The sequence below is a fragment of the Brevundimonas aurantiaca genome, assembly GCF_904830995.1.
In the GTDB taxonomy this organism is placed as follows: Bacteria; Pseudomonadota; Alphaproteobacteria; order Caulobacterales; family Caulobacteraceae; genus Brevundimonas; species Brevundimonas aurantiaca.
Genome location: NZ_CAJGVD010000001.1, coordinates 2,657,386 through 2,682,718 on the forward strand (window position 1 = coordinate 2,657,386; position 25,333 = coordinate 2,682,718).

General features: G+C 68.2%; 30 protein-coding genes. 28 read left to right on the plus strand and 2 right to left on the minus strand.

Annotation, left to right across the window (positions count from 1 at the left end; all coding sequences use genetic code 11):
- Window positions 1-14: 14 nt before the first annotated feature.
- The 26 genes from JMT67_RS13095 (at window position 15) to JMT67_RS13220 (ending at window position 23,749) form a co-directional block, all read left to right on the plus strand.
- On the plus strand, window positions 15-587 hold the full coding sequence (locus tag JMT67_RS13095) for a transcription termination/antitermination NusG family protein (protein WP_201463699.1): 573 nt from the start codon (window positions 15-17) through the stop codon (window positions 585-587).
- A 228-nt stretch (window positions 588-815) separates the two neighbouring features.
- Window positions 816-1,388: a hypothetical protein gene (locus tag JMT67_RS13100; RefSeq protein WP_201463700.1), complete on the plus strand. Its 573-nt coding sequence runs from the start codon at window positions 816-818 to the stop codon at window positions 1,386-1,388.
- 1 nt (window position 1,389) lies between these two features.
- Complete coding sequence (locus tag JMT67_RS13105) at window positions 1,390-3,525, plus strand: terminase gpA endonuclease subunit (RefSeq protein ID WP_201463701.1); 2,136 nt, start codon at window positions 1,390-1,392, stop codon at window positions 3,523-3,525.
- Window position 3,526: 1 nt separating this feature from the next.
- Complete coding sequence (gene gpW, locus JMT67_RS13110) at window positions 3,527-3,757, plus strand: gpW family head-tail joining protein (protein WP_201463702.1); 231 nt, start codon at window positions 3,527-3,529, stop codon at window positions 3,755-3,757.
- A gap of 158 nt (window positions 3,758-3,915) precedes the next feature.
- Window positions 3,916-4,443 carry a hypothetical protein gene (locus tag JMT67_RS13115; RefSeq protein WP_201463703.1) on the plus strand — a complete coding sequence of 176 codons (528 nt, stop codon included), beginning with the start codon at window positions 3,916-3,918 and terminating at the stop codon, window positions 4,441-4,443.
- A 2-nt stretch (window positions 4,444-4,445) separates the two neighbouring features.
- Entirely contained in the window at window positions 4,446-6,095 is a 1,650-nt protein-coding gene (locus tag JMT67_RS13120; protein ID WP_201463704.1) for a phage portal protein, read from the plus strand.
- Between the two features lie 30 nt (window positions 6,096-6,125).
- Window positions 6,126-7,610 (plus strand): S49 family peptidase, encoded by a 1,485-nt coding sequence (locus JMT67_RS13125; RefSeq protein WP_201463705.1) that lies wholly within the window; start codon window positions 6,126-6,128, stop codon window positions 7,608-7,610.
- A 74-nt stretch (window positions 7,611-7,684) separates the two neighbouring features.
- Window positions 7,685-8,374 carry a head decoration protein gene (locus tag JMT67_RS13130; protein ID WP_201463706.1) on the plus strand — a complete coding sequence of 230 codons (690 nt, stop codon included), beginning with the start codon at window positions 7,685-7,687 and terminating at the stop codon, window positions 8,372-8,374.
- Between the two features lie 69 nt (window positions 8,375-8,443).
- Entirely contained in the window at window positions 8,444-9,523 is a 1,080-nt protein-coding gene (locus tag JMT67_RS13135; RefSeq protein WP_201463707.1) for a major capsid protein, read from the plus strand.
- A gap of 11 nt (window positions 9,524-9,534) precedes the next feature.
- The gene (locus JMT67_RS13140; RefSeq protein ID WP_152949042.1) at window positions 9,535-9,855 is read left to right on the plus strand and encodes a head-tail joining protein; all 321 of its coding nucleotides are present in this window, start codon (window positions 9,535-9,537) and stop codon (window positions 9,853-9,855) included.
- 15 nt (window positions 9,856-9,870) lie between these two features.
- A complete protein-coding gene (locus JMT67_RS13145; protein ID WP_152949041.1) occupies window positions 9,871-10,560 on the plus strand; it encodes a DUF6441 family protein in 690 nt (229 codons plus the stop codon).
- Window position 10,561: 1 nt separating this feature from the next.
- A complete protein-coding gene (locus JMT67_RS13150) occupies window positions 10,562-10,996 on the plus strand; it encodes a hypothetical protein (RefSeq protein WP_201463708.1) in 435 nt (144 codons plus the stop codon).
- Between the two features lie 94 nt (window positions 10,997-11,090).
- Window positions 11,091-12,392 (plus strand): phage tail tube protein, encoded by a 1,302-nt coding sequence (locus JMT67_RS13155; RefSeq protein WP_201463709.1) that lies wholly within the window; start codon window positions 11,091-11,093, stop codon window positions 12,390-12,392.
- Window positions 12,392-12,964 carry a hypothetical protein gene (locus JMT67_RS13160; RefSeq protein ID WP_201463710.1) on the plus strand — a complete coding sequence of 191 codons (573 nt, stop codon included), beginning with the start codon at window positions 12,392-12,394 and terminating at the stop codon, window positions 12,962-12,964. The genes JMT67_RS13155 and JMT67_RS13160 overlap by 1 nt, the downstream gene beginning before the upstream one ends.
- A gap of 8 nt (window positions 12,965-12,972) precedes the next feature.
- Complete coding sequence (locus tag JMT67_RS13165; protein ID WP_201463711.1) at window positions 12,973-13,125, plus strand: hypothetical protein; 153 nt, start codon at window positions 12,973-12,975, stop codon at window positions 13,123-13,125.
- 50 nt (window positions 13,126-13,175) lie between these two features.
- Entirely contained in the window at window positions 13,176-15,791 is a 2,616-nt protein-coding gene (locus JMT67_RS13170) for a phage tail length tape measure family protein (protein WP_201463712.1), read from the plus strand.
- Between the two features lie 6 nt (window positions 15,792-15,797).
- Window positions 15,798-16,472, plus strand: coding sequence for a hypothetical protein (locus tag JMT67_RS13175; protein WP_201463713.1), 675 nt, complete (start codon window positions 15,798-15,800; stop codon window positions 16,470-16,472).
- Between the two features lie 33 nt (window positions 16,473-16,505).
- Complete coding sequence (locus tag JMT67_RS13180; protein ID WP_201463714.1) at window positions 16,506-17,168, plus strand: hypothetical protein; 663 nt, start codon at window positions 16,506-16,508, stop codon at window positions 17,166-17,168.
- Window positions 17,158-17,553 carry a DUF6950 family protein gene (locus JMT67_RS13185; protein WP_201463715.1) on the plus strand — a complete coding sequence of 132 codons (396 nt, stop codon included), beginning with the start codon at window positions 17,158-17,160 and terminating at the stop codon, window positions 17,551-17,553. The genes JMT67_RS13180 and JMT67_RS13185 overlap by 11 nt, the downstream gene beginning before the upstream one ends.
- Window positions 17,553-21,374 carry a phage tail protein gene (locus tag JMT67_RS13190; protein WP_201463716.1) on the plus strand — a complete coding sequence of 1,274 codons (3,822 nt, stop codon included), beginning with the start codon at window positions 17,553-17,555 and terminating at the stop codon, window positions 21,372-21,374. The genes JMT67_RS13185 and JMT67_RS13190 overlap by 1 nt, the downstream gene beginning before the upstream one ends.
- Window positions 21,367-21,795 carry a hypothetical protein gene (locus JMT67_RS13195; protein ID WP_201463717.1) on the plus strand — a complete coding sequence of 143 codons (429 nt, stop codon included), beginning with the start codon at window positions 21,367-21,369 and terminating at the stop codon, window positions 21,793-21,795. Before JMT67_RS13190 ends, JMT67_RS13195 begins: the two co-directional genes overlap by 8 nt.
- A gap of 17 nt (window positions 21,796-21,812) precedes the next feature.
- A complete protein-coding gene (locus JMT67_RS13200; protein ID WP_201463718.1) occupies window positions 21,813-22,313 on the plus strand; it encodes a hypothetical protein in 501 nt (166 codons plus the stop codon).
- A 4-nt stretch (window positions 22,314-22,317) separates the two neighbouring features.
- Complete coding sequence (locus JMT67_RS13205) at window positions 22,318-22,767, plus strand: hypothetical protein (protein WP_201463719.1); 450 nt, start codon at window positions 22,318-22,320, stop codon at window positions 22,765-22,767.
- Entirely contained in the window at window positions 22,767-23,153 is a 387-nt protein-coding gene (locus tag JMT67_RS13210) for a PEGA domain-containing protein (RefSeq protein WP_201463720.1), read from the plus strand. Before JMT67_RS13205 ends, JMT67_RS13210 begins: the two co-directional genes overlap by 1 nt.
- A complete protein-coding gene (locus tag JMT67_RS13215; RefSeq protein ID WP_201463721.1) occupies window positions 23,150-23,398 on the plus strand; it encodes a phage tail assembly chaperone in 249 nt (82 codons plus the stop codon). The genes JMT67_RS13210 and JMT67_RS13215 overlap by 4 nt, the downstream gene beginning before the upstream one ends.
- Window positions 23,399-23,437: 39 nt before the next feature.
- Window positions 23,438-23,749 (plus strand): hypothetical protein, encoded by a 312-nt coding sequence (locus tag JMT67_RS13220; RefSeq protein WP_201463722.1) that lies wholly within the window; start codon window positions 23,438-23,440, stop codon window positions 23,747-23,749.
- A 22-nt stretch (window positions 23,750-23,771) separates the two neighbouring features.
- On the opposite strand, the gene JMT67_RS13225 is transcribed toward JMT67_RS13220, so the two are convergent.
- On the minus strand, window positions 23,772-23,930 hold the full coding sequence (locus JMT67_RS13225; protein ID WP_201463723.1) for a hypothetical protein: 159 nt from the start codon (window positions 23,928-23,930) through the stop codon (window positions 23,772-23,774).
- 71 nt (window positions 23,931-24,001) lie between these two features.
- Here JMT67_RS13225 and JMT67_RS13230 point away from each other — a divergent pair, with 71 nt between their 5' ends.
- Both JMT67_RS13230 and JMT67_RS13235 read left to right on the plus strand, forming a co-directional pair.
- Window positions 24,002-24,391, plus strand: coding sequence for a hypothetical protein (locus JMT67_RS13230; RefSeq protein WP_054765135.1), 390 nt, complete (start codon window positions 24,002-24,004; stop codon window positions 24,389-24,391).
- Window positions 24,388-24,765: a hypothetical protein gene (locus JMT67_RS13235; protein ID WP_054765134.1), complete on the plus strand. Its 378-nt coding sequence runs from the start codon at window positions 24,388-24,390 to the stop codon at window positions 24,763-24,765. Before JMT67_RS13230 ends, JMT67_RS13235 begins: the two co-directional genes overlap by 4 nt.
- A 141-nt stretch (window positions 24,766-24,906) precedes the next feature.
- Here JMT67_RS13235 and JMT67_RS13240 read toward each other — a convergent pair whose 3' ends face one another.
- Entirely contained in the window at window positions 24,907-25,263 is a 357-nt protein-coding gene (locus JMT67_RS13240) for a hypothetical protein (RefSeq protein WP_201463724.1), read from the minus strand.
- Between the last annotated feature and the right edge of the window lie 70 nt (window positions 25,264-25,333).

Consider the following 25,333-nt stretch of genomic DNA (forward strand, 5'->3'; position numbering starts at 1 on the left):
AAGGGGCTCTACCAGTGACCGCGTCCGCCGTTCAAACCTCCGGCCAGGGTCGGGCCTGGTACGTGGTGGTGACCCACGTCCACCAGGAAAAGCACGCCCGCTATCAGCTGGAGCAGCAGGGGTTCACCGTCTATCTGCCGATGGTCCCGCCGCCTGTTCGGGCGCGCGCCCGGAACGGCGTGGCGCCCGGTCCGCGCCCGATGATCCCGCGCTATCTGTTCATCGAGATGGATCTGGACCAGGACCGTTGGCGCGCCGTGTTCTCGACCATGGGCGTGACCGAGGTGATCATGCGCGGTTCGGGCGAGGCCGCTCGGCCCAGCCCGATTCCGAGCCGCTTCATCGAAGAGCTGAAAAAGCGCGAGATCAACGGCCTGGTCGTGTTGCAGCATGCCCGCAATGACAACGGAAAGGGCGGGCAGGCGTCCGCTCGGTTCAAGCGTGGCGACAAGCTGCGGGTCGCGGGGCAGACCGCCGACTACGACGTCATCTTCGAAGAGATGGTTGACGGCGACAGGGCTGCGGTCATATTCACGCTCCTAGGCCGCGATTCGCGCCAGATCATTTCACTGCCGTCAGAAGACTGACGCGCAGTGCGGTAGCCATCCAGAGCCCCGCCATCCCAAGCACCCGCCCAGGCATCGCGCCGGGCGGGTTTTTCGTTCCCGCTCAATGACTTAGGTCGGCCGCCCGCGATCGCGGGTCCTTCCCCCCGACCCCAACGCTATACGGTGCGGCAGAGCGTTTTCGTTCCCTAGTGAGCGATGTTGCGAGGGGTGCAACGGGTGTTGCTAGGCAACGCGGAGTGCAACGGCATGGAACAGCCCTTCCTCCTCGAACAATCGGGCCGCCGGTGGGTGAGCGTCAGCGAGGCGGCGGCGCTGGAGACCCAGGCGGGCCGGCCGATCAACAAATCTTCGATCTCGCGATTCATCGCGCGGAACGAGGATCTGCCCGTGAAGCGGGACGGGCAGGGGCGGGTGAAAGAGGTCGATTACGACGCCCTGATCAAGGCGCGCGGCGAGTCGCTATCGGTGCTGGACAGTCGCGAGGCTGCGCCGGCGGCGCCGAAGGCGGCGGCTGCGCCGGCGGGGTCCCGAAAGCGTCAGCTCGAGGAAGAGAAACTTGAGCTGGATCTTGCGGACCGAAAGCGCGAGCTGCTGTCGAAGGCGGCGGTGACGATGGCGGTGGAGGCCATGGGCGTGGCTTTCACTCAGGCGCTGGAGCGCCGGCGTCGAACGCTGGCGACGGAGATCGCCGGGTTAGGAGACGTCCGCCAGGCCGAGCTGGCGCTGAAGACGGCGGATCGGAAGCTGCTGAACAATCTGGTCGCCGAACTGACCAAGCTGGCCGGCGGCTTCGAAGAGCCGGAGCAGGCGGCGGCCTGAAATGAGCCTGTTCTCCGCGCAGGAGATCGCGCGCCAGGCGGCGACGCTGGTCTTGGCCATGGCGGCCGCCGTGACGCCGGCGCCGGATCAGACGATCAGCGCCTGGGCTGAAGGCCGGATCAATATTCCGGGCGAGACCGGCACGACCCGCGAGGGCGAGCTGTCCTGGGACGGGTTCGAATATCTGATCGAGCCTCTGGACCGGCTGCATCCAGACGATCCGGCCCGGACGGTCACCTTCGTCGGGTCGGCGCAGATCGCCAAGACGACGGTCGGCGTGATCGCGACCCTGTACTATTCGACGGTGATCGCCCGGCCTTGGGGCGTGGCGCTGCCGAGCGGCGACGAGGCCCTGAAGTACAACCGCACCAAGTGGCAGCCGCTGGTGGATGCGACGCCGGAACTGCGGCGCAAGATCCGGGCGGTCACTTCGCGGGACGAGCAGGGCTCGACCAACACCTACAAGCGGTTCCCCGGCGGCTACGGCCAGTTCTTCGGAACGACCAGCGCCAAGCCGCTGCAGATGGTCACCTTCTGCCTGGTCGTGAAGGAGGAGACGCCGAACTGGAGCCTTTCGGTCGGCGACCGGGGCGACCCGCACAAACAGATCGAGGTGCGCCAGCTGCAGTGGGAGTTGGCGGGCGCGAAAACCTTCCACAATTCGACGCCGGGACTTGTCCGCCGATCCGAGGAAGGGACAGGCGAGGCGACCGGATGCCCGGTGACCGCCGACTTCCTGGCGGGAGATCAGCGCCGGCTCTATCTGCCCTGCCCGCATTGCGCCCACCTGCCCGGCGGGGTGCTGATCCGGCTGGATCGGGAGGCGATGCTGGGGGTGGAGAAGGGCGAGACGCCGCACTTCTGCTGCCCGTCCTGCGGCGGGGTGATCGAACACCGGCACAAGCGCGGCATGGTCGCCGCCTGCCGTCCGGACCGCCAGCCCGCGAACGGCGTGCGCGGCGGCTGGATCCCGTGCTTCCCCTCGGAAGACCCGACCAATCCAGCGCCGGGGAGCTTCATCCCGGCCGCAGAGTACGAGGCCTGGCGCGCGAGGCCCCTGGAAGGGCGTCAGCCCAGCTATCACGCCTGGCAGGTGGTCTCAGACGCGGTCGACTGGGCCTATATCGCCAAACAGATCCAGGACGCCGACGACGAAGAGGCCAAGATCGCGCTGCACCAGCAGATCTTCGGCGAGGCCTATGAGGTCACGGTCCAGCAGGCGGACGTCGATAAGCTGCTGGAGCGGCGGGACAACCGGCTGACCAAGGGCGTCGTGCCGTCGGGCTATGAGATCGTCACCGTGGCGGTCGACCTGAACGGCGACTGGGCGCAATGGACGGCCTACGCCTGGGGCCCCGAGGCGGAACACGTCATGGTGGACAAGGGCAGGATCGACGGCGGGCCGTCCGAACCGCAGATTTGGGCCGAACTGGCGGAGCTGGAGCGGCGGCGTTGGCCGCATGAGGATGGCGGGTTCGTCTCGACTGAAGTCCAGGGCGTCGACTCCGGATACGGGACCTATCACGTCTACGCCTTCTGTTCGTCGCACGCGAAGTCGAAGGCCCTGGATGGGGCCAAGGGCTGGGGACTGACGCCGCTTCGCCGCAGCACCGGCAAGCCCCAGAAGCTGGAGGGGCCTGAAGGTCGGGTCGTGACCTGCCGCACTTGGCGGGTCGGGACGTGGGATCTGAAGCGGACCCTGATGAACGAGGCCATTCCCCTGAGTCTGGAAGGCGAGAAGGGGGCGCGGGCGCCGCGTCGTCCGCATTGGCCGGGCTGGATTGAGCGGGATTTCTTCGAGGAGCTGACGGGCGAAGCCCTGGTCTCTGTTCAGGACAGCAAGACGGGCGTCGTCAAGGACGAGGCCTGGGTGCGGGTCCGCCGGCGGAACGAGGAACTGGACCTCTGGGTCTACAACAAGGCCCTGGCGGCCTCTCTGGGCATCGGGGTTCCCGGCGCCGAACCCGATTGGCTGGAGCTGGCGCGTCGTCGCCAAGCGCAGCAGGCGGGCCTCGAGGCGCTGTGGGAGCGTCCGCCGTCTGCGGGCGCCCGCTCGGGGTCCGCGCCGCCCGCCACCGCCAACACGGCGCCTGCCTCGCCCGACGTCGAGGCCGCGAAGAGGAAGTGGAGCTTCTGACATGGCCCTGACGCCCCAACAGCAGACGTTGCTGAACGACTATCGCGCCGCCTACGGCCGATTGAGCACCGGCGGTCAGGTGACCGAGATCACCAGCAACGGCCGCACGGTCAAATACGCCAAGGGCGACATCGCCCGGCTGGAGCGCGACATCGCCGAACTGGAAGCCCTGGCCGCCCGACCCTCGGATCTGCCGATCCGCCGTCGCGGCGCGCTGAGCATCCGCCTGTAAGTCTTCTCCGCGCCGTTCCCCACGCCCTGCCCCGGGTTCGAGGGCGCCGGCGATCCTGCGATCCCTGATCGTCAACACCGGGCGCGGACGTCGGCATGCCGGCGGTTCTGAGCGGTGAAGGTCGTCACACCCGGACATCATTCACCAAGGAGGCCCTCATGAGCCGATCCCCCAAGACACCCGCCGCCGAACCGACCCCGCCGACTGAGGCTCCGACCGAGGGCCTGCCTGTGGCGACCCTCAACCTGGGCGAGGTTCCCGCCGTCGCCGCCCTGGTCGGCCTGATCGGCGCCGTCGCGGCCCTGGCCGGCTTTCCCAGCCGCCCTGTTCCGGACTCGCTGCTGCAGAACCTGTCCAAGGCCCGTGAAGCCTTCATGGACGCCCTGGCTGAACCACTGGCCTTTCCGGCCGTGGCGGTCGATGGCGCTTCTCCCGATGACGCCTCTCCCGCCGGGGCCGCTCCAGCCTATGACGACACCTGGATCAAGGCCGCGTTCGAGAGCCTGAACGAACAGCTGAAGGCCCGCTTCGAAGGCCTGGAAGCGTCGCTTCAGAAACTCGCTGACTTCGAAGCCTCGACCCGCGCGCCTCTGGCCGAACGGCTCTCTGCGCTTGAAGCGGCCCAGTCGGCGGCCCAGGCGGTGGAAACGGCCGTCGCCGATCCTCAGGCCGCCGCCGAAGCCTGATCATGCGCACGCCGTTCGCCCCTTCCGGTCTGGTCGCGCCCTCGGGCCGGTCGATCTCGCGTCTCGAGGTCGCCCGCGTCCGCGCCGGCGCGATGACGGCCGAGCCCGTTTCGGCGGGCTATCCCCTGGCCTATGAGGGGGCGAGCGGTTCGGGCACCTATTTTGCCGAATGGCCGGCGGCCCTGCGCTCAGCAGACAAGGACTGGCTGCCCAACCGCGCGCCGGTGACGGCGCGGGTGCGCGAGCGGGTCCGCAACGATCCGGTCGCCGCCTCGGCCCGGTCGCGAAAGGTCAACGCCGCCGTCGGACGGGGCTGGCGGGTCAAGTTCCGCCCCAACGCGCGGGCTCTGGGCATCGACATCGAGACCGCGCGCCAGCTGGGCGCCGATCTCAGCACCGAGTTTCAGCTGTACGCCTATGGCCACGCCTTCGCCTCGGACGCCGAACGGCGGCTGACCTGGGGCCAGCAGCTGCGCCTGGCGGTTTCGCACATCGTCGTGGACGGCGAGGCCCTGGGCCTGGCCGAATGGGCCGAAGACGAGGCCACCCGCTACAAGACCCGCCTGCGCCTGGTCGATCCTGACCGTCTGTGCAATCCGAACGGCCGCCCGGATCGTGACGATCTGAAGGGCGGGGTCGAGTTCGACAGCTGGGGCGCGCCGTCGGCCTACCACATCCGCGAGCGGCACCCGACCGACTACGGCGGTCCCGGCCAGTTCGCCTGGACGCGGTTCGAGCGCTGGACCGAATGGGGCCGGCCTCAGGTGTTCCACGCCTTCGAGCCTGAGCGGGCTGGTCAGACGCGGGGCATCAGCCGTTTCGCCGCCTCGCTGAAGAGTTTCCGCGCCCTGTCGCGCTTCACCGACGCCACCCTGCAGAGCGCCACGGTCAACGCCTTGATCGTGGCCTTCATGAAGTCGAACGCCGGGCCCGGTGCGGTCAGCGAGAACTTCGAAGCCAAGGACGTCCGCGAGTTCGAGACCTGGCGCCAGGACCATTACAAGGAACACCCGGTCAATCTGGCCAACGGCGCGCAGATCCCCGTCCTGCCCTATGGCGACGAACTGACGCTGCAGACGGCGTCCAAGGACGTCGGCAGTTTCGACGCCTTCGTCCGGTCCATCCTGCGGCTGATCGCAGCCTCGCTGGGCGTGACCTACGAAGAATTGTCAATGGACTATTCGCAGACGAACTATTCGTCCGCGCGGGCCGCGATGATCCATGCCTGGTCCGAAACCGTCGCCTTGATGGGTCTGTTGGAGGATCAGCTGGTCCGACCCTTCGTCGTGGCCTGGGCGGAAGAGGCCTTCGACCGGGGCTATGTGCAGATCCCGGACGGCGCGCCTGACTTCTACGACGCCGTCGACGCCTTCTGTCAGATCCACTGCATCGGTCCGGGGCGTGGGTTCATCGATCCGACCAAGGAAATCGACGCCGCCGCCGCTCGTGTAGAGGCCGACGTCAGCACCCTGGAAGACGAGTGCGACGACCAGGGCAAGGACTGGGAAGAGGTTCTGGAGCAGCGGGCCCGCGAACGGGCCAAGTACCAAGAGCTGGGCCTGCCCCTGCCCGAAGGCGCCCTGGCCCAAGCAGCCCGCACCAGCCGCGATCCTGCGCACCAGACGGCTCTGGACCAGCGCCCCGCCGCCTGACGCACGTCAGGCCTCATCCCCTGAGGTTCCATGCGAAATCCCGCCCAACTGGCGGCCGCCCTGTCCGGCCGTCCCCTTCTGATGCGCGAAGCCTCGGTTCCCGCCCTGGCGCGGGAGCTGGGCATCGCCGGCGGCGAGCGGGGTTCGCCCCTGACCGCCTTCTTCGGCCGGGCGCGGCGCGCCATCGCCGGCCGTGGCGAGGCCGAAATGCGGACCGAGCCCCTGGCCACGGCGCCGCGCTTCGTCGGCGAACCCGACGCGGTCGGCTACGGCTGGGTGCTGAAGGACGGGGTCGGGATTCTGGAGATCGACGGCCCGTTGATGGCCGAAGGCTTCGGCTGGGGCGACACCTGGTACCACGGCTACGACACCCTGCACGTCGCCTATGAGGAGATGATCGCCGACGCCCGCGTGGGCGCCATCTGGGAGGTGGTTCGGTCGCCCGGAGGCGTGGTCGATCAGGGTCTGCCCGAACTGGCGGCCCTGAAGCGCGACCATCGGGCCGCCAGCGGCGGCAAGCCGATTCACAGCTTCATCCGCGACGGCTACAGCGCCGCCTATTGGGCGACCAGCGCGTCGGACCAGATCACGGCCGCCCGCGAAAGCGGCGTCGGCTCGATCGGGGCGGTGGTGACCCACTGCGATTTCTCGGGCGCCTTCGCCAAGGACGGGATCGTCATCACCCCGTTCAAGTTCGGCAAGCGCAAGACGGACGGCAGCTGGATGGAGCCCCTGTCGGAAACCGCCAGCGCCTCGCTGCAGGCCGAGATCGACCAGTGCGGCCGGTGGTTCGTGTCCGATGTCCTGGAAGGCCGAGCGAACCTGACGGAAGAGGCCGTGCTGGCGACCGAGGCCGGCTGTTACTTCGGCGATTCCGACGATCCGGAGCTGTCCGGCCTGGCCAAGGGCCTGATCGACACGGTGGCGACCGAGCGCACGGCGTTCGCAACCATCCGCGAGTTGGCGCGCGAGCGTCTGGCGTCTTCCGCAGCGGGCCCGGCGCCGTCCGCATCCAAACCCGCATCCACCCAGGAGAGTGAAATGAAGCGTTCCGCCGTACTCGCGGCCGCCAAGAAGGCCGGCCTGCCCGAAAACCACATCAAGGCCCTGTCCGAGGCCCTGCCCAAGGCCGAGGCGGCCGAGGACACGCCGTCCGACAAGGACGACGACGAAGAGGACGTCCCCGCCGACGAAGCCGAAGGCGACGACGCGGCCGAAGGCGCATCCCAGGACAATAAGGACGACGACGACAAGGCCGAGGGCGAGGCCTCGGCCATCGCCGCCTCGCCCGAGGCCAAGAAGCACCCGGCGCTGGCCCTGGCGGCCATTCAGTCGGGTCAGACCCTGGCCCAGTTCCGCGCCTCGGCGGCCGTCGCCGCGCCCGCCCGGACCAGCCGCCTGGATCAGGTCATGGCCGGCGCCAACCGTCTGAAGCCGGACGCCGCCAAGGCGACGAAGGGCCTGTCCGGCGCCGTCCAGGCGCGGATCGAGAAGAATCGGGGCGCCCAGGCCTAGGCCCGGATCCCGCCAGCCCGCCGGAGCTGGTCGCGATCCGGCCCCATCCACCTTTCTGAGCAGAGGAGGCCGTCATGAAGGCCTATACTTTCGAGACCGGCCTGCCCGGCCTCAGCGATCTGATCCATTCGGAGTATGATCCGACCTATACGACCGACAAGCGCGTCGGACGGGGCGGCGTCGGCACGGCGCGCACCTTCCCCGCCTTCGCCCTTACCGCCACGGTCCTGATCGGCGCGGCGACCGTCACGTCCGCTGCGGTCGTCGGCACGGGCAACGGCGCCATCGGCGCGGTGACGGCCGACGCCGGGGCGGCGGCCGGCGTCTATCAGGTCGTCATCATCGAACCGGCGGCGAACGGCGGGACCTTCCAGGTCATCCGTCCGGACGGCGTGCTGGACGGGACCGGCGTGATCGGGACCGCCTACAACGGTACGATCAACTTCACCCTGGCGGACGGTTCGACCGATTTCGTCGCCGGGGACCGGATCGGGGTCACCGTGGCCTATGGATCGGGCGTCGTCGCTAAGGACGTGCCCTGGGCGCCGGCGGGAACCGACGGTTCGCAGACGATCACCGGCATCAACCTGGTCGAGGCGGAAGCCCCGGTCGGGGTCGATATCGAACTGACCGTCCTGGCGCGCGGCCCGGTGATCATCCGCCGCGAAGCCATCGCCTGGCCCGCGGGCGTCACCGACGCCCAGAAGGCCGCCGCCTACGCTCGCCTCGCCGAACTGGGCATCCAGCCGCGCATCAGCGGCTGACGTCCAAACCCACGGGCCGCTCTCCGGGGGCCCTCTTCTGCAAAACCTGAATGAAAAGGAGGGCTCCCTATGGATCCCGAAGAACTGGCCTCCGGCGCCTCGCTGCTGCCGCTGACCGCCGCCGAACACACCGGCCTGATCAACTCCGTCCCCGATCAGTTCGGCCAGCTGAACGCCGACGGCATGTTTCCGACCGAAGGCCTCGACACCCCTTACGTTCGCATCGACATCGACGACGGCGTCATCACCGCCCTGCCGGTGACCGAGAATGGCCGTCCCTCGACCATCGCCCGGCACGGGAAGGGCAAGGGCGTCATTTTCGAGGTCCCGAACGTCAGCCATGAAGACTCGGTTCTCGCCGGCGACATCCGCAAATGGCTGGCCTACGCCAAGCGGACGCGCACGCCGGACGAAGCGCTGATCAACAAGATCGAGACGCGCCACAAGCGGAACCGGCTGAAATTCTCGATCACCCTCGAGATCATGAAGCTGTCATCGCTGAAGGGCCTGATCGTCGATGGCGCCAACACCCTGATCTATGACCTTTACGACGCGTTCGGGGTGACCAAGCGTACCGTCTATTTCGACTTGGACGATCCCGATTTCGACGTTCCCGAAGCGATCGAAGCCGTTCTGTCCGGCACCGAGGAAAATCTGGTCAACGACACCATGACCGGCCTCGAGGTCCGGATGGCACCGGAGTTCTATACCAAGCTCATCCGCCACCCGTCGGTCGAAAAGTACTTCGCCAATACCCCCGCCATGCTGCAGTTGCTGAACCAGCAGCGCGAGAAGACCGTCAACAGCTTCCGGCGGGTTATCGAGATCGCCGGCGTCACGATCCGCGAATATCGGGCGCGGGTGAAGCTGTGGGGGGAGGAGGGCACGACCAGACTGCTGTCGGCGACTGAAGGGGTATCCTATCCGACCGGCACCATCGAATCGCACGTGACCTATGCGGCGCCGCCGCTGGACATCCGCGAACTCGACGGTTCGGAGGCCTCGTCTTCAGACGAAGACCTGATTCACTTCTCGGAGGAGGTGATGAAGCATGGAGCCGGTTTGGAATGGAAGTACCAGATGAACGCCCTGCCGATCTGGCGGAAGCCCGCGCTGACGACCGAATGGGTCTACGGCGCAGCGCCGTAAGGGCAGGGAGGATGGGCTTCGACAAACATCTGTCGGCCCTGGTCGCCGAGGTGGATGACCACCTCGGCGACCGCGCCCGTTGGAGCGGGGTGGAGGGCGAGGTGCGCATCCATCCTTTCGACGGGGACGAGACGGCGCGCCTGGGCGCGACCGAAATATTCATTACGGGGCGGATGATCCAGGTGCATCGGCGCTGGGTCGCGGATCCGCGCCCAAACGACATCATCGAGCGGCTGGATGACGACGGCGTCACGGTCGAGACGCTGAGAGTGACGGCTGAGCCCGAAATCGACGGCGACGGCTATTGGCGCTGCGTCGTGACGGGCGCCTAGGGTCGAGGGTCTGACATGCGGCATTCGGTCGGGGGGCGGGAGAGCCTGGACGGGCTGGAGCGCGGGCTGGAGGATGAGATCGCCGGTTTCGTGACCAAGGCGATCCGCGAGGGGGCGGACGAGGTCAAACAGGACTGGCGCGACCAGATCATGGATGCGGGCCTGGGGCAGAGGCTGGCCAACACCATTCGAACCGAGATTTATCCTCGCGCCCAGAACAGCCTGGACGCCGCCGGCCTGATCTCGACGAAGGCGCCCAAGATCATCGATTCCTATGCGCGGGGCGCGACGATCCGCCCGGCGAACGGCGGGCGCTATCTGTGGATCCCGACCGACGAGGTCCCGAAGATGCGGAACGGGCGGGCGCTGGACCCGCGCGAGGTCGAGGCCCGTTTCGGCAAGCGCTTCGTGATCATCAATCCGCAGGACTGGCGGATGCGGACGTCCAGCACCGCGGTGAAGCGGGGCGTGGCCTATGCCGGGTTCACCGGTCTGGCGATCCGAAGGGCCTCGGGCCGCTGGCGCACCGCGACGCGGAATCAGATGACGCCGGGCCACCGGTCCTACCGCGAAACCACCCGCCAGTTCGTGATCATGTTCACCCTGGTGCCGATGGTGAAGGTCAGCAAGCGGCTGGACCTGGACGCCATCGCCGCCGCCGCCGACGCCCGGTTCGACGGGCTGCTGAGCAAGCACTGGAGATAGGATGGCCAGTCGGCGCGAGGAGGTCGTTCAGGCCGTGCTGCAGCTGGTGCGGGACGCCCTGCCGAATGCGGAGGTGGAGCGCGACGCGCCCTGGCCCCAGAGGGCCCAGCCCGGCGGGCTGGTGATCGTTCGCGACGGCGATCCCGGCCCGGCGGAAGAGTGTTTCTCGCCCCGCAGCTACACCTATCGCCATGAGATCGAGGTGGAGGTCTTCGGCCCGGAGGGCGCGGCGGACCGCCACGAGGTTCTGGACTCCATGCTGGTCGCCCTGGGCGTCGCCGTCGCGGCCGATCCGAGCCTGGGCGGCCTGTGCGACTGGTTCGAAGTGGCCGGCGCGCCGTCGCCCGACGATGTGACGACCCAGAACGGTCAACCGGTGCGGGCCGCCACCGTGGCCCTGACGGCTGAATATACGACGACGAACCCTCTCGCCTGAGAGCTTCCGCTGAGACTTTCCGCCTGAGATCGGCCGCCTGAGACTTCGCGTCTGAGGCGGCGGTCGGGCGACCCCCTTCACATGGAGAACTGACATGGCGCGCGCACGCGGCTCCAACGCCCTCATGGCCCTGGGCCTTGAGGCTTCTTACGGCTCGGCCGCCTCGGTCGAGACCTGGTTTCAGATGCCGTTCGTCAGCGCCAATCTGGGCGACGAACAGGGTCTGGTCGAAAGCGACGTTCTGGGCCAGGGGCGCAACGCCCAGCAGCCGGGCCGGGACGCGGTCAACAACGCCGGCGACGTGGTCACGCCCCTGTGCGCTCGGAATGTCGGCCTGATGCTGACCCTGCTGCTGGGCGCGCCGACCACGACCCAGGGGCTGGCGGCGCAAGGGTCGATCAGCTTTTCGGCCCAGCCGGCGAACAACGCCACGATCACCCTCGCGGGCCAGGCCTTCACCTTCGTTTCCGGCACGCCGACGACGAACCAGATCAAGATCGGCCCCACCCTGGCCCAGACGGTCGCGAACGCCGTTCGCGTGCTGAACACCAGCGCGGTGACGGCGGTCGCCGCCGCCACCTATTGGGGCGACGCGGACGGCAAGACGATCCGCATCGCCCATGACGCCCTGGGCGTGTCGGGCAACAGTTTCGCCCTGGCGGCCGGATCCTCGCCTGCGTCAAACGCCGTCGTCTCCGGATCGACGCTGGCGGGCGGGGCGGCCAGCGGCGGCTATCGCCACGTCTGGACTTCGGGCGGCCTGACCCTGCCCAGCGCCTCGGCCGAAATCGGCATGCCCGAGGTGCCCAGCTTCTCGACCAACTATGGGCTGAAGGCCAACACCCTGGGTCTGCCCCTGCAGCGCAGTGGCAATCTGAACGCCACCTGGGGACTGATCGGCCAAGGCGAGACGCCGGTCTCGGCGACGACGGCGACGGAGGACGTTCAGACCCTGGGCTTGCGCAAGTTCAGCAGCTTCTCGGGCGTTGCGCGCCGCAACGGCGCGGCCTTCGGCGCGGATCTGGTGTCCGGCCAGTTCAACTATTCCAATGGGCTGGAAGCGGTGCCGACGGTCGGGCGCGGCGACGGCCGGGTGGGGGGCGTCGACGAAGGCATGGTCAGCGTCAGCGGAACCCTGGGCATCCGCTATTCCAGCACCGAAATGCAGACCCAGGCGGAGAACGGCGAGGCCTGCGAACTGACCTTCGCCTGGGCCATCCCGGCGACCCTGTTCGCGCTGCGGGCGACGGTGGCCAATGTCTATCTGCCGAAGGTCAAGCGGCCGGTCACCGGCCCCGGCGCGGTCCAGGCCGACTATAACTGGCAAGGGGCGGGCGCCGTGACCTTCGTCCTGGACAACGACGTCGCCGAATACGTCGTGCCGGAGCCCGCCTGATGCTGAGGCTCGAACATCCCCGCGCGCCCGAGTGGATCGACCTGGCGCCGGGCGTCCGGGGCCGTTTCCGCTATGGACCTTCCGAAGCCCTCGTCTTCGCGCGCCGCTTCATGCGCCAGGCATTGGAGGCTGATGATCGAACCGATCCCCACTTCGCTTTCGTCGTGGGCTGCACGGTCTGGGGATTGTTGGAGTGGGACGGGGTTGGGGCGCCGGCGCCGGTCCCGCCCGACGACGTCCTGAACGGCCCTGCCGAGGCTTTGGCGGCCTGGCGGGACGCCAATCCACCGCCGGAGGGTAATGCGCCCGTCACCGCCGACTACATCGCCGCCCTGCTGCGGCACAATCCGGCGATCTATGCAGAAGTCGATGATCGTTACGTCACGTCGATCTTCCTGGCGGGTGAGGAAAAAAAAGGATCAGGGCCCTCGCCGAATGGCATTTCGGCGGAGGCCCCGCCTTCTGCGACGCCTGCGGCGACTGCGCCGAATGCCCCTATCGCGAGCACGAGCCCCGCACCGAAGCGGGCCAGGCGGTCTGGCGCATCGTTCAAAGCTGCGCCGGCCAGCTGAGGGTCGGGATGAACGGGGTGATCGGGCTGGATTACCCAGCCTGGATCGCCTTCGCCCAGCTCACGCCGCTGCCGGCGGGGGCGGCGGACCTGTTGTCGGCCTGTCTGCCTGAAGTTGAGGTCGAGGTCCTGAAGGGCTTCAGAAGGGATGACGAGGAATGAGCACCCGCAACGTCGGGGTCCGCATCCAGGTAGACGGCAGGACAGAGGTCATGCGTGCCGTCAAAGAACTGGGCGATGGGCTACAGTCTGCTTATGGGCGGGGGGAGAAGGCCGCCGCTGCGGCCACGGCCGCCGCTGAAACCCATGCGCGCAAGCTGAAGTCTCAGACTGCCGAGATGACGGCGATGCAGCGGCAGATTGAGGCTCTTGCCGGATCATCGACCCGTCTGTCGCTTCAGGATCAGGGTGGCCTGCCGTCAGACCGCCGCGCCAAACAGTCGGCGATGATCTTCATTGCTCAGGACAAGGCTTACACGGAGCGTGCCGAAAAGCTGCGTGACGTCCTAGATCCTGTGGCAGCGGCGCAGAACAAGCTGAACCACGAGCTGCGCGAGTATCAGACCCTGGCCAACGCCGGTAAGATCACGACCGGCGAACTGGCCCAGCTGCAGGCGCAGGCCAAGACCCGGTTCGACGAGACGGCGGCGGCCATCAAGCGGAACGAGCAGGGCCTGACCCGGCTGGCCTTGGCTTCGCGGCTGAACCTGGGTCGCCAGGGCGCCGACGTCCTGGTGACGGCGGCCATGGGGATGAACCCGGCCATGATCGCGCTGCAGCAGGGGCCGCAGATCCTGGACGCCCTGGCGACCAGCGGGATCAAGGCGCGGGGTTCGCTCGTTCTGCTGGGCGGCGCCCTCGCGGCTGCGGGGGCGGCGGCCGCGACGGCGGTTGCGGCCTGGTCTGAAGGCGAAAAGGCGGCGGGTCGGTTGGAAAGCGCCGCCAGCGGTCTGGGCCGGGCGTCCGGCGTCACGGCGGCGCAGTTGGCCCGTGTCGCTGACGCCAACAATGAAGCCGGGCGCGTGACGGTCGGCGCGGCCGAAGACATGGCTGCCGCCTATGTCCGCCTGGCGGGCACGAACGAAGCCGAAATCGGCCGGATGATCAGCCTGACGCGCGGTTTCGCTGAGCTGACGGGCGTGGACGCCAAACAGGCCGTCGAGGCGCTGACTAAGGCGGTCGGTGATCCGTTGAAGACGGCGACGGACCTGACGCGCTCCTCTCTGGGTCTGTTCACTCAGGCCGAGTTGGACAATATCGAGGCCTTGCAGGAATCCGGCGACCTGCTGGCGGCGCGAGGCGCGCTGCTGGACGGCCTGAAGGGCGCGATCGACAGCCATGTCCGTGACGCGGGCGCCATTGAAAGCGCCTGGGACGCGGTGGCCCTGTCGATCAAGGGCGCCTGGGAGTGGCTGGGTCGCTATCTCTATCGGGATGAGTCGGAGCGTCTTCAGGACGTGATCGACCGGCGTCGCGACATCGAGCAGGGGCAGAGGGCCAACGGCCGTCCGTTGGATGCCCGCACCCAGGGCATCTACGATACGCTGGGCCGCGAGGGCCAGGCGATCCTGGACGCCCGCGAGACTCGCGCCCGCGAGGCCGAGCGCGCCGCCGCCAACCAGCGCGCCCAACTGGATGAGGATCGGCGCGAGCGAAGCCAGACTCGTCGAAGCAGCGGGGCAGGGCCTTCTTCCAGCGGCCGAGATGAATCGGCGGCCCAAGCGCGGCGCGACGCGGCGGAGGCGGATCGGGTCATGGCGGATCTGGCGAAAGAGGAAGTGAACGTCCGTCGCGATCGTCTGAACCGCTGGCTGGAGGGCGGCCCCTCGCCTGAAACCCGCGCCACGCTGGAGCGGGAACTCTATCGGATCGACGTCGAGGCCAGGGACGCGGCCCTGGCGGCCCAGGAAGCCACCTTGGAAAAGGCGGGCCGCCTCGATGAAGAGGCTCGGCTGGCGCTGGACCGGCTGCGTTCGGCCTATGCCGAAACCGACGCGGCTAAGGACGCGGAGATCGCCACGCGCGAGCGAGCCGATCTGGAGCGACAGCGCCGCGAGGCCGCGCAAAAGGTGCTGGATCGCGAGGTCGCGGCTCTGACACGACAGGCCGACTTGGCGCGCCTGCGCGGCGACCGTGCGGCCTATGACACGGCGGACCGCGCCGTAAGGGTTGCGGAAGAGCGTCAGCGGCTGATGGGCGATCCGAACTTCAAGGGCGGCGCCTTGGCGGCGCAGGCTCTGGCTGAAGCCAAGGTGGCGGAAGAAATCCGGGCGCAGACGGTCGGCGCGTTTCGCGAGGGGCTCGGCGATTTCATCGACGATTTTCGTCGCAGCGGCAGTCTGCGCGAGGCCGTGGTGGAGCAGCTGTTCGACGCCGGCGAACGTTGGCTGGATCGGCTGTTCGACCGGATGAGCAAGGTGGACTGGTCGCAGTTCTTCAAGGGCGGATCGGACGGCGAGGGCGGCAGCAACCTCATCGCCAAGGGGCTGAACTTCCTGTTCGGTCGCCAGAACGCCCATGGCACGGACTTCTGGACCGGGGGGCCGACCTGGGTCGGAGAGCGGGGGCCGGAGCTGCTGGACCTGCCGCGCGGATCGCGGGTGATCGAAAACGCGCGGTCCCTGGACATGATGCGCCGGGCGGCGAGCGTCGCCGGATCGGCGGCGGGGTCGGCGCCGGTGAGCCTGGTCTATGCGCCGGCGCACACGATCAGCGGGGTCGATACGGCCCGGATCGAAGAGATCCTGCGCCAGGACCGCGAAGAGTTCCGGTCCAAGGTGGTGTCCGTGGTCAAGGACGCCTCGGCCCGTTTCGAACTGTCGGAGTAGGCGGCGATGGCCCTGGTCTTTCCGCGCGCCATGCCCCTGGTCGGGCCGTCCAGCCAGTATTTCGAGATCGAACGGTTCGACGCCCTGTCGCCGACCTCGGACGGACGGGTGGACGGGGTGACGATGGGGGCGCCCCGCTGGACCGCACGCTGGACGTTGAGCGAAAAACTGATGCTGGCCCAGTCGGACGAATGGCGGGCCTTCGTCGACAGCCTGAGGGGCGCGCAACGGACCTTTCTGGCGCGGGATTACGACCGGCCCTATCCGCGTTCCACGCCGAACGGTTTCGGCGGGCTGAGCCGGGCGGGCGGCGGCGCCTTCGACGGCTCGGCCGCCAGCTGGTCCGTCAACGCCGATCGGGACACGCCGACCTTGAGCGGCCTGTCTGCGGGCCTGGTTCTGAGCCCGACCGACTATGTGATGTGGCGCTGGACGTCCGGAGGAATCCAGCGGCGATCGCTGCATCGGGTAATCGAGCCCGCCGCCGCCACCGGATCGGGCGTCGTCGCCGTCGTCGTCGAACCGCCCCTGCCGACCCTGATCCCCAGCGACGCCGTGGCCGACCTGAACCGGCCCGAATGCGTGATGAAGCTGGACGTCAGCCAGACCAAGCTGGGCGAACGGACCCGCGCCGGCCGCGTCGGCGGGGTGATCGCGGGCGTGCAGGATCTGCGCGCCTGAAGGCGTGCGAACGCCGTTCGCATCGGAGGCTCCATGAAGATCTACAGTGCGGAGGCCGTCGCCGAGATCGAGGCGGGGACGGCCCTGGTTTCGGGCGCGGCCTGGTTCGGCGGCGATGATCAGATCGGCCTTTGGAGCGGCGACGGTCCCTTGGCCTTTTCGGTCAACGGCGTGAGCCGGGCCTTCATCGGCATCGGCGAACGCGCCCTGGCGGGGGTGGCGGCCGGGGCGCTGGGGGGCGCCGAACAGGGGATCAGTCTGACGCTGTCCGGCATCGATGCGGATGTGGCCGGACAGCTGGACCTGGACAGTCTGCGCGGCCTGCCGGTCATCCTGTGGCGGCTGGTGTTCAACAGCACGGGCGCGCGTCTGCTGGACGCACGGGTGCACCTGAGAGGCCGAGTGGACACCGCCCCTCTGGAGGATCAGATCGGCGGCGCATCGACGCTGACGATCAATATCGAGGGCGCCGCGCGCGGACAGGGTCGCCGTTCGGAACGGATGCGGACCGATGCGGACCAGCGGCTGATCAGCGCGACCGACACCGGGCTGAGCCGCGTCTCCTACGCCGGCGAAAAGACCATCTATGCCGGCGGCAAGCCGCCTGAGCGGGCGGGAACGGCCCTGGGCGGCGTCAGCGCCAGCCAGGCCGCCGCCCTGTCGCTGATGACCAAGGGGGTGTTCCGTGTCGCGTGATCCGCATGCCCTGATCGCGTTCCTGGAGGCGCGCGCCGACTGGACCTTCGGCTATGGGGCGGAGCCCCGGACGCATGACTGCGCCCGCTTCTTCTCGGCCGGCGTCGCGGCCGTCACCGGGGTGGCGCCGCTGGATCGGTTCGCCGGGCGCTGGACGACGGAACTGGGGGCGGCGCGGGTGCTGCGGCGGGCCGGCGGGCTGGACGCGGCGGTCAGCCGCATCATGACCGAAATCCCGATCACCCTAGCCCAGCGCGGCGACGGCGGGCTAACGTCCGGCGACGCCCTGGTCCTGATCGAAGGCGAGACGGTCGTGGGTCTGAGCGAGCGGGGCTATTACCGCCTGCCGCGCCACGCCCTGCTGAAGGCCTGGACCATCGCCTGATGTCCAAGGTCGCGAAGTGGATTTTCCCCGCCGCCGGCGGCAAGGACGGCATCGTCGGCACGGCCAAGGCGGTGGTCGGCTTCATGACCGGCAACGCCGGCCTGGTCATGGACGGTTTTCGCCAGGTGGCGGGCATGGGCCGCAAGGGCGACGCCCAGGCCCGGCAGGCCAGCATTCTGACGCTCACGCTGGGGGAGACGCCGCGTGAAGCGGTGCTGGGACGGGTCTGCACGGCGGGGTCGCTGATCGACGTCTTCAACTTCGGCGGTCAGTACGGCACGGACAAGGTCACGCGCTGCGTCGCCCTGGCGGACCACGCCATCGACGGGATCGAGGGCTTCTACGTCAATGAGGTCTATTACCCCTGGGTCGGGGAAGGGCAGCAGGCGGCGTTCAGCAACAAGCTGAGCTTTCACTTCCGCAATGCTTCGCCCGACGGCTATGAGCCGCCGCTGCACGTGCAGCAGAACGGCGGCTGGACCGCGACCGACCGCCTGTGCGGCGTCACCCACATCTGGATCGACTGGTATGTGGACGACAAGGTCTGGCCCCAGGGGCATCCGGAGTTCCGGTTCGTGCTGCGGGGCCTGCGCGTCTATGATCCCCGTTTCGACCCCCAGTTCGGCTATACGGGGCCCAACCCCCAGACCTGGGCGGATCGGTCCAGCCACCGGTTCAGCCGCAACGCCAAACTGCTGCGCTACGCCTATACGCGCGGGATCTTCGCCGAAGGCCACCACGGCGATCCGGCATATCTGCTGATCGGGCGCGGTCTGAGCGAGGAAGAGGCGCCGGCCGACCGGGTGATCGCCGACGCCAATCTGTGCGACGAATTGGTGGACGGGGTGGCCCGATACTGCGCCGACGGCGTGATCTCGGCGTCCCAGCCCTTCATCGAAGTTGACGGCATGTTCGCCGCCGCCATGGCCGGGCAGATCGTCCAGCGCGAGGGCACGGTGGACGTGGAGGCGGGGCAGGCCAAGGCCGTCGTCGCCACCATAACCGACGCGGACCTGGTGACGGGCGAGAAGGTCGGTTTCTCGCGCTTCCTGGGCGACCAGGACGGGGGGCGGCTGAACACCTTCATCGGCCGCTATATCGAGCCCCTGCTGGGGTGGAAGGATCACAGCGCGCCGGTCCTGCGCGATCTGAGCGACATACAGGCGGACGGCGGGCCGCGCCCATCGACCCTGTCTTTGGCGCTGGTGACCGAGGTCAAGCAGTCGCTGCGGGTGACCGAGATCGCCCGTCGTCTGGCCCGGCTGGAGCGGCGCGGCAACATCGTCCTGCCGCCCCGGTTCGCGGGGTTGGAAGAAGGCGACTGGATCGCCTGGCAGAGCGCCCGCCGGCACAAGGGGGCGACGGTCCGTTACCGGATCGAAGCCTATCGCCAGCCCGAAAACTGGCGGCTGTATCTGACGCTGCGCGAGATCGCCTCGTCCGCATACGGCGTGCCCGATCCGGTCGAGGCCGTGGTGACGCCACCCCCGGCGCCGGTCCCCATCGACGCTCTGGCGCTGAGCGGCGTCACGGCGGAGGCGATCACCCTGCCGGGCGAGGACAGCGCCCTGCCGGCGGTTCGGCTGCGCTGGGACGCGCCGGTCGATGCGGCGGTTCTTGCCATTCGGGCCGAGGTTCGCCGGGTCGGAGAGACGGAAATCGCCCCGACCCGGACCGAGGCGGTCAACGACGGGATCATGGTGGCGACGAACGGGGTGGCGCCGAAGGCGTCGCTGGAGTGTCGCCTGGTTCCCATCGGCGATCCCTCGCGGCCCGTCCTGCCGTCGAACTGGATCACGGTCTCGACGTCCGGCGTCGTGGCGGGGGATCTGGGGCCGGGCAGTCCGGTCGTGAAGCGCATCGATGACATTGTGGTCGATGTGCAGGGGTTGATCGCCACCTATGGCCAGACCTCGGCGGCGGCCGTGAGCGCGGCGGCGGCGGACACGGCACGCGCCCTGGCTGAGACCGCGAAACAGGGGGCAATCGACGCCAAGAACGAGAGCGCCGCCCAGGCCGTGGCCTCTCAGACCGCGCGTCAGGGCAGCGAGACGGCGGCGGCGGCCTCTCAGTCCTCGGCCCAGACCGCCAGCGCCAAGGCCGATGAGGCGGGTCAAAAGGCGTCGGCGGCTGAGGTGGCGCGGGCGGCGGCGGCGACCGAACGCGCTTTGGCGGAAGCGGCGCGTACGACGGCCGTGGGCGCCGCCGACACGGCGACTGGGGCCAGCGCCTCGGCGGGCGCATCGGCCGCCCTGTCCGCGCGCCTGGGCTTCGGTCAGGCCATGAACCTGAACCCGGTCTTTTCGCAAGGCTGGACCAACGGTCAACTGCCGCCGGGCTGGCAGGACTGGTTCGGCGCCGCCAACGGGGGCGACAACAAGCGGGCGGGCATAGAGAGCGACAACGGTCTGTTTCTGACGGTGGCCGGCGGCGGCTCGGCCGAGAGCGCGAACAGAGGCGTTTATCAGCCGTCCGGCGTTGGGGCGCTGGGCACGGTGCAGGGCGACGGCTGGTATGTCCAGGAGCTGACGGTGCGCCTCGACAGCGGCTCGCTGATCGGCGCGGGCATGCACCTGCAGCATATCGACGGCGCCGGGAACATTATCGGTTCCACAAACATCAACTGCGCAGGCGACCAGACCGTGACCGGCGGCGCGGCCGGCGCCGGTGTGGTCGGGCAGGTCTATCGATACGCCGTCCTGATCAAGGCGACGGCCGGGACCAAGATCTTCGTGCCCTTCGCCATGGCCTTCTGGAACGGCTACTCCGCCGCCGCCGTGGCGAAGTCGGTCACCTTTACAAAATGCCTGGTCAGGCCCGCGACGGCCGGCGAGATCGAGACCGGCGTCGCGCGCAACGGTTACGGCACGATCCACGCCCGGATGACGAATGAGGAGATGGTGCGCGCCTCGGAGACGGCGGCCCTGTCCGTGCGGCAAGGCGTCCTTGAGGCCAAGGCCACGGTGCTACCGAACCTGCTTCGGAACTCCGATTTCAGCCAGGGCATGCGGTACTGGACCTCCGGCGGCGCCGCTGCGCTGTGGACCACCTTTTACGACCCGGCGTACGGCTCACTGGCCGGGGCTCTTGGTGGGAACGACGGCCAAGCCTACTATCTGATTTCGGACCTGGTCCGGGTCTACGGCAACGCGACCTACACCCTCTCCTGGAACGGCGACGGCGGTGCAGCGCCGGGGGCGGTCGGATTCTACTGTTCGCAGTTCGACGTGAATGGAAACTACATCGCCGAGGGCGACGGCCTGGGATTCACCAACTTCACCAGCGTCGATTGGGTGACGCGAAAGTCGACCACCTTCACCACGCGAAGCGACTGCGTCTATCTCAAGGTCGTCGTCGTCAAGCCCGGATACGCCAACGGCAATCCTCTGAACGCCTTCGTCAGCCGGATCATGCTGAACACGGGCTCGGTCGCCGCCGGTTGGACCGATGGCGCGACGGCGCGAGATCTGGCCGCCCGCGTCATCAGCAGCGAAGGGGCCCTGGCGACCGTTCAGGGGCGCCAGACGGCTTGGGCGCAGAAGCGCGTCATCGCAGGAAGCGCCGAGGCCTTCGCCGAAATGATGGCGTTGGATGACAACGGAAACGTCACCTCGGCCGTCAACCTGGGCGGCAAGCGGATCGGTGTGTGGAACCCGGTGGACGGGGGTTGGATCGAGGTCGTCAGCGTCGCGGACGGTCGCGCGAAGATCGACGGCGCCGTGGATATCAACGTCGGGTCAAACGCGGTGACGATCCGCTCCGCCGCCTCTGGCGCACGGATCGAGATGACCGGCTCGCGACTGTCGATGTACGATGGTTAAGCGCAACGCAATCGGCCTGTTGAGCACCGGCGCCTGGGGGATCGACATCAGCCTGCCCGGCGTGGATGTCGATTCCGCCGCCCTCAATCAGATGGCCTTTTCGTCGCGCTGGGCCAACGGTTGCGTCATCCACCAGACCGGCATCGTGACCAGTGTTTTCGACGGCGGCGGCAAGACGGTTTCGTTTCCGGCCCTGCCCTATGTGCCCATGGTCTATCTGGTGGCCCGGCGGGACGACAACGGGACGATCCGATCGTCGGTTCAGTACATGAACCTGAACTACAACGATCTGCGGTTCATGTTTCACCCCTTCTGCCGAGTGACGGCCTCCAGCCTGTTCTTCGACGCCCAGCAGAACGGGCGGCTGCCGGGCATCAACTACGACTGCCGCTATGTGGTCTTCAAGACGCCTGGGGCTTGAGAGGGGGGAGCTTGAGTATGACGCGGCGACTCGTGATGGGCGATCTGGGGTCAGGGCAGTGGGCCGCCCGCATCAGCAAGCCGGGGGTGGACGCTCTGACCGGCGACCGCGCCCAGATGATGTTCGATTCCGATCTCGCCAGCACCCGCATCCTGATGGCCGGATCGGTGACCTCGTTCTTTTCTTCGTCCAACTCGCGGACACGGGTCGAGAACCAGACGGTGCAGCTGCCGGCCATCGACTATGAGCCGATCATCTTCTGCGGCTTCATCAATCGGGTGTCGGACCAGGCGGGCAATGGAGTAGTCGATCCGCTGTCGGGGCAGAGGGTCGGGTCTCTGTGGTTCAGCGGCGTCACAAACGCCAATCCCAAGGACTATGCCGACTGGGCCTGGAACCCATCGACCTATCAGCTGACGTTCAACGCCGAGTGCATCAACACCTGGTGGCCCTTCGCCCGTCCCGGCAGTCAGCCGATGATCTTTCGCTACATCGTCTTTTCGTCGCGGAGCAACTGAGGTGGTGGAGCGTATCAGGGTCGAGCCGGGCGTCTTTCGCATCAGCAAGCCGGGGGTGGACGTCGGCTCGGCCTCCGCGACCAGTCCGGACAACTTCATCCTGCATGAGGGCTATCAGAACCTCGGCGTCTTCATGACGGGGACGGCGACCCTGGCCGCCTACGCCGAGGACGGCAACGGCTCCTATAACGGGCAGACCATCCTCTATCCCTACGACCTGGGCTACATTCCACTGGTCATCGCCCATTGGTTGCTGCTGCCGGGCGAGGCTTTCGCCTCCTACGCCAACTCCGAAAGCTGGCGGTACATGGAGCCCGACGTCGAGACGACCGACCGGGGCTTCTATGTCTGGCCCATGCGCGACCGGCTGAGGTGCACTCGCTGGGGCAACTCAAGCCTTGGGGACGTGACGATCCGCTACACCGTTTTCTTCGCCAAGATGGGAGACGCCTGATGATCGTGGTCTATGACCAGCAGGGCCGCATCCAGTACACCGTCGACGACCCCTATCCGCCCGAACTGGAAGAGACCTATTCGGCGCTGGAGGCCGAGCAGGCGGATTTCAACTATCACGACGAGCCCCAGGCCGACGTCATCGGCTGCTATGTGGACATGGTTGGGCGGGTGGTCACGCCGCGCCCTGAGATGGATGTGGCGGTGACGGGCGCTACGCTTTCGAACCTGCCGGCAGGCGCAACGGTGGCGGTGGATTCGGTTTTTGTGGTCGAGGACGCCCCGTTAGCGGTGACGCTGGAGGCCGTCGACGCAGGCGCCTATTCCGTCCGGGTCTCCAAATGGCCCTACTTGGATTTCGAGACGACGATGGAGCTGACGCCATGAAGCTGATTGTCAGCAAGCGCACGGACCATCACTGGGCGCCGGTGCGCGCTGAACGCGACCGCCTGTTGGCCCTGACCGACGCCTATCTGACCGGCGACCGGCTGGATGAGACGCAGACGGAGACGCTGAAAACCTATCGCGCGAGGCTGCGGGATTTGCCGCAGAGCCAGGTATCGGCCGCCGATGTCGTCTGGCCCGACCTGCCGCCCTTCGTCAAAGAACCGCCAGGGCCATCGAGGGTGTGAGCCCGCCCTGACACATTTTCCGTCGATTGGAGACAGACCATGACCCCGACCAAAACTGATGAAGAACTGGCGACCGAGGCGCAAGCCGCTCTTGACCAGGCTGCAGCCATCAAGCGCGAGATCGCCGGCCGTCAACTGGCGAAGGTTCAGGCATTCGCCGACGCCATAGCGGCGGGCGACGTGGCGGCGGCGCGGATCGCCGCCGAGGGGTTGCCGGACCCGGCCGCCAGTCACGCCCGAAACTGGCTGACCGTCACGGAGGGCGTGCCGAGCCTGATCGCCGCCGAGATCGACCGGCTGAAGACGGCGGCGGCAGAGCCCAGTTCGCCGTCTGATATGTCCCCAGCCTGACCGCCCGAACGGCGTCGAGGGGCTAGAGGTCCTTCGCCGGGCCGTCGGGTTCGTCGGGCTCGCCGTCGGCGTCCTTGTCGGTGAAGTGAGCGGGCTTGCCCCATCCCTCGATCCGTCCGGACACCGCAAACAGGGCGCCCGCCAAGATCACCGCGCCTATGCCGAGCCAGATCAGTTCCATGTCATGTCCATGACCGGGAAGCGCCCGCCCGTCCCGATCGGTTCCCTACCGCCTGATCCTTTGGAGGCAAGATGCCCGAACGCGCCCGCGACATCGTGGAACTGTTGGTCGCGGCCGGCGGCGGCGCCGGGATCACCGGCTTCTGGGCCTGGCTGAACGGTCGCCGGCCGGGCCAGGCCGCCATCCTGGGCGCGGCGGCCCAGCTTCAGGAGGCGCTGAACAAGGCGGCGGAGAACACCGTCGCGGGCCTGCGCGAAGAGGTGGACGGCCTGCGCCAGGAGATCCAGCGGCTGGAGGGCGAACTGCGTCAGGAGCAGCAACGGTCGCTGAGCCTGGAGAGCATTCTGCGCAAGAACGGCTACGACCTGTCGGACGCGACGCAGCCGGGCGCCTTCACCGCCATAGACCCAGCCGCCGGGACCGCCTCCGTCGTCCCGCCCCGCCGCAGGAGAAAGCCATGACCGACCCGGAAGCCGCCAAGGCCATGGAGGCCGTCGCCGCCGCGACCAAGGGGGCCGACACGCCCGAGGCCGCCTCGGTCGTCGCCCGGCCGCCGGAAGCGGCGGTCAAGATGCTGGCCTGGGCCGGGCCGGCCCTGTCGGTCATGATCATGTCGATCGTGGCGGCCCTGGCGTCGGCCCCGGCCTGGCGCTGGCTGGGCCTGCCTGAATGGCCCGATGAGGTCGCCGCCGTCCGGGTTCAGGCTCTGGCCTGGATCGCCGGGGCTCTGGTCGCCATCCTGGGCGTCGTCGTCTTCCGGCTGGCGTCCGGCGGGCTGAAGCGGGTCGAGGCCAAGGCCGGTCCGGCCGGGCTGACGGTCGAGACGGGCGACTGACGAACCCCGTTCGCGAACGGCGTGCGCGTCAGGCGAGGATTCGGGCGATGGCGAAGGCGCCGATGGCGATCGCCAGCCACAGAGCCGCGCCGCCCAGGACGGCAGCCCAGGTCCGTGACCGCCTGTTGTCGTTCTGAGGCTTCATGAGAGGCGCCTCAGCCGCTCGGCGGCGGCGCGATCGATGATCCGGCTCAGGATCGACGTCAGCTCAGGGTCGTGCGCCAGGTCGCAGTTGTAGAGAAGCTCGCGCGCGGTCCGCAGCACGGCCATGGGGTCGGGGCCGCTATCGAGCGCCTCCAGCGCCGCATCCAGGTCGATCGACGGCGTCGCTCCGCCGGGGTGACGGTTGGGATATCGGTCGCTCCAAGCGCTGAGGTTCGCCAGTCGCAGACCCTGAACCAGTTCGTCGGGCGTCACGTGGTCAGGAAGTGCGCCGAAAGCGTGAGCGAAGGCGGCGAGGCGAGCCAAATCCAGGTTGACGACAAGCAGAACCGACATCGTAGAACCCCCGTCTTTCGCGACAACCATAGATGCGGCACATCACGACCACAAGTCACGCCTGACACGG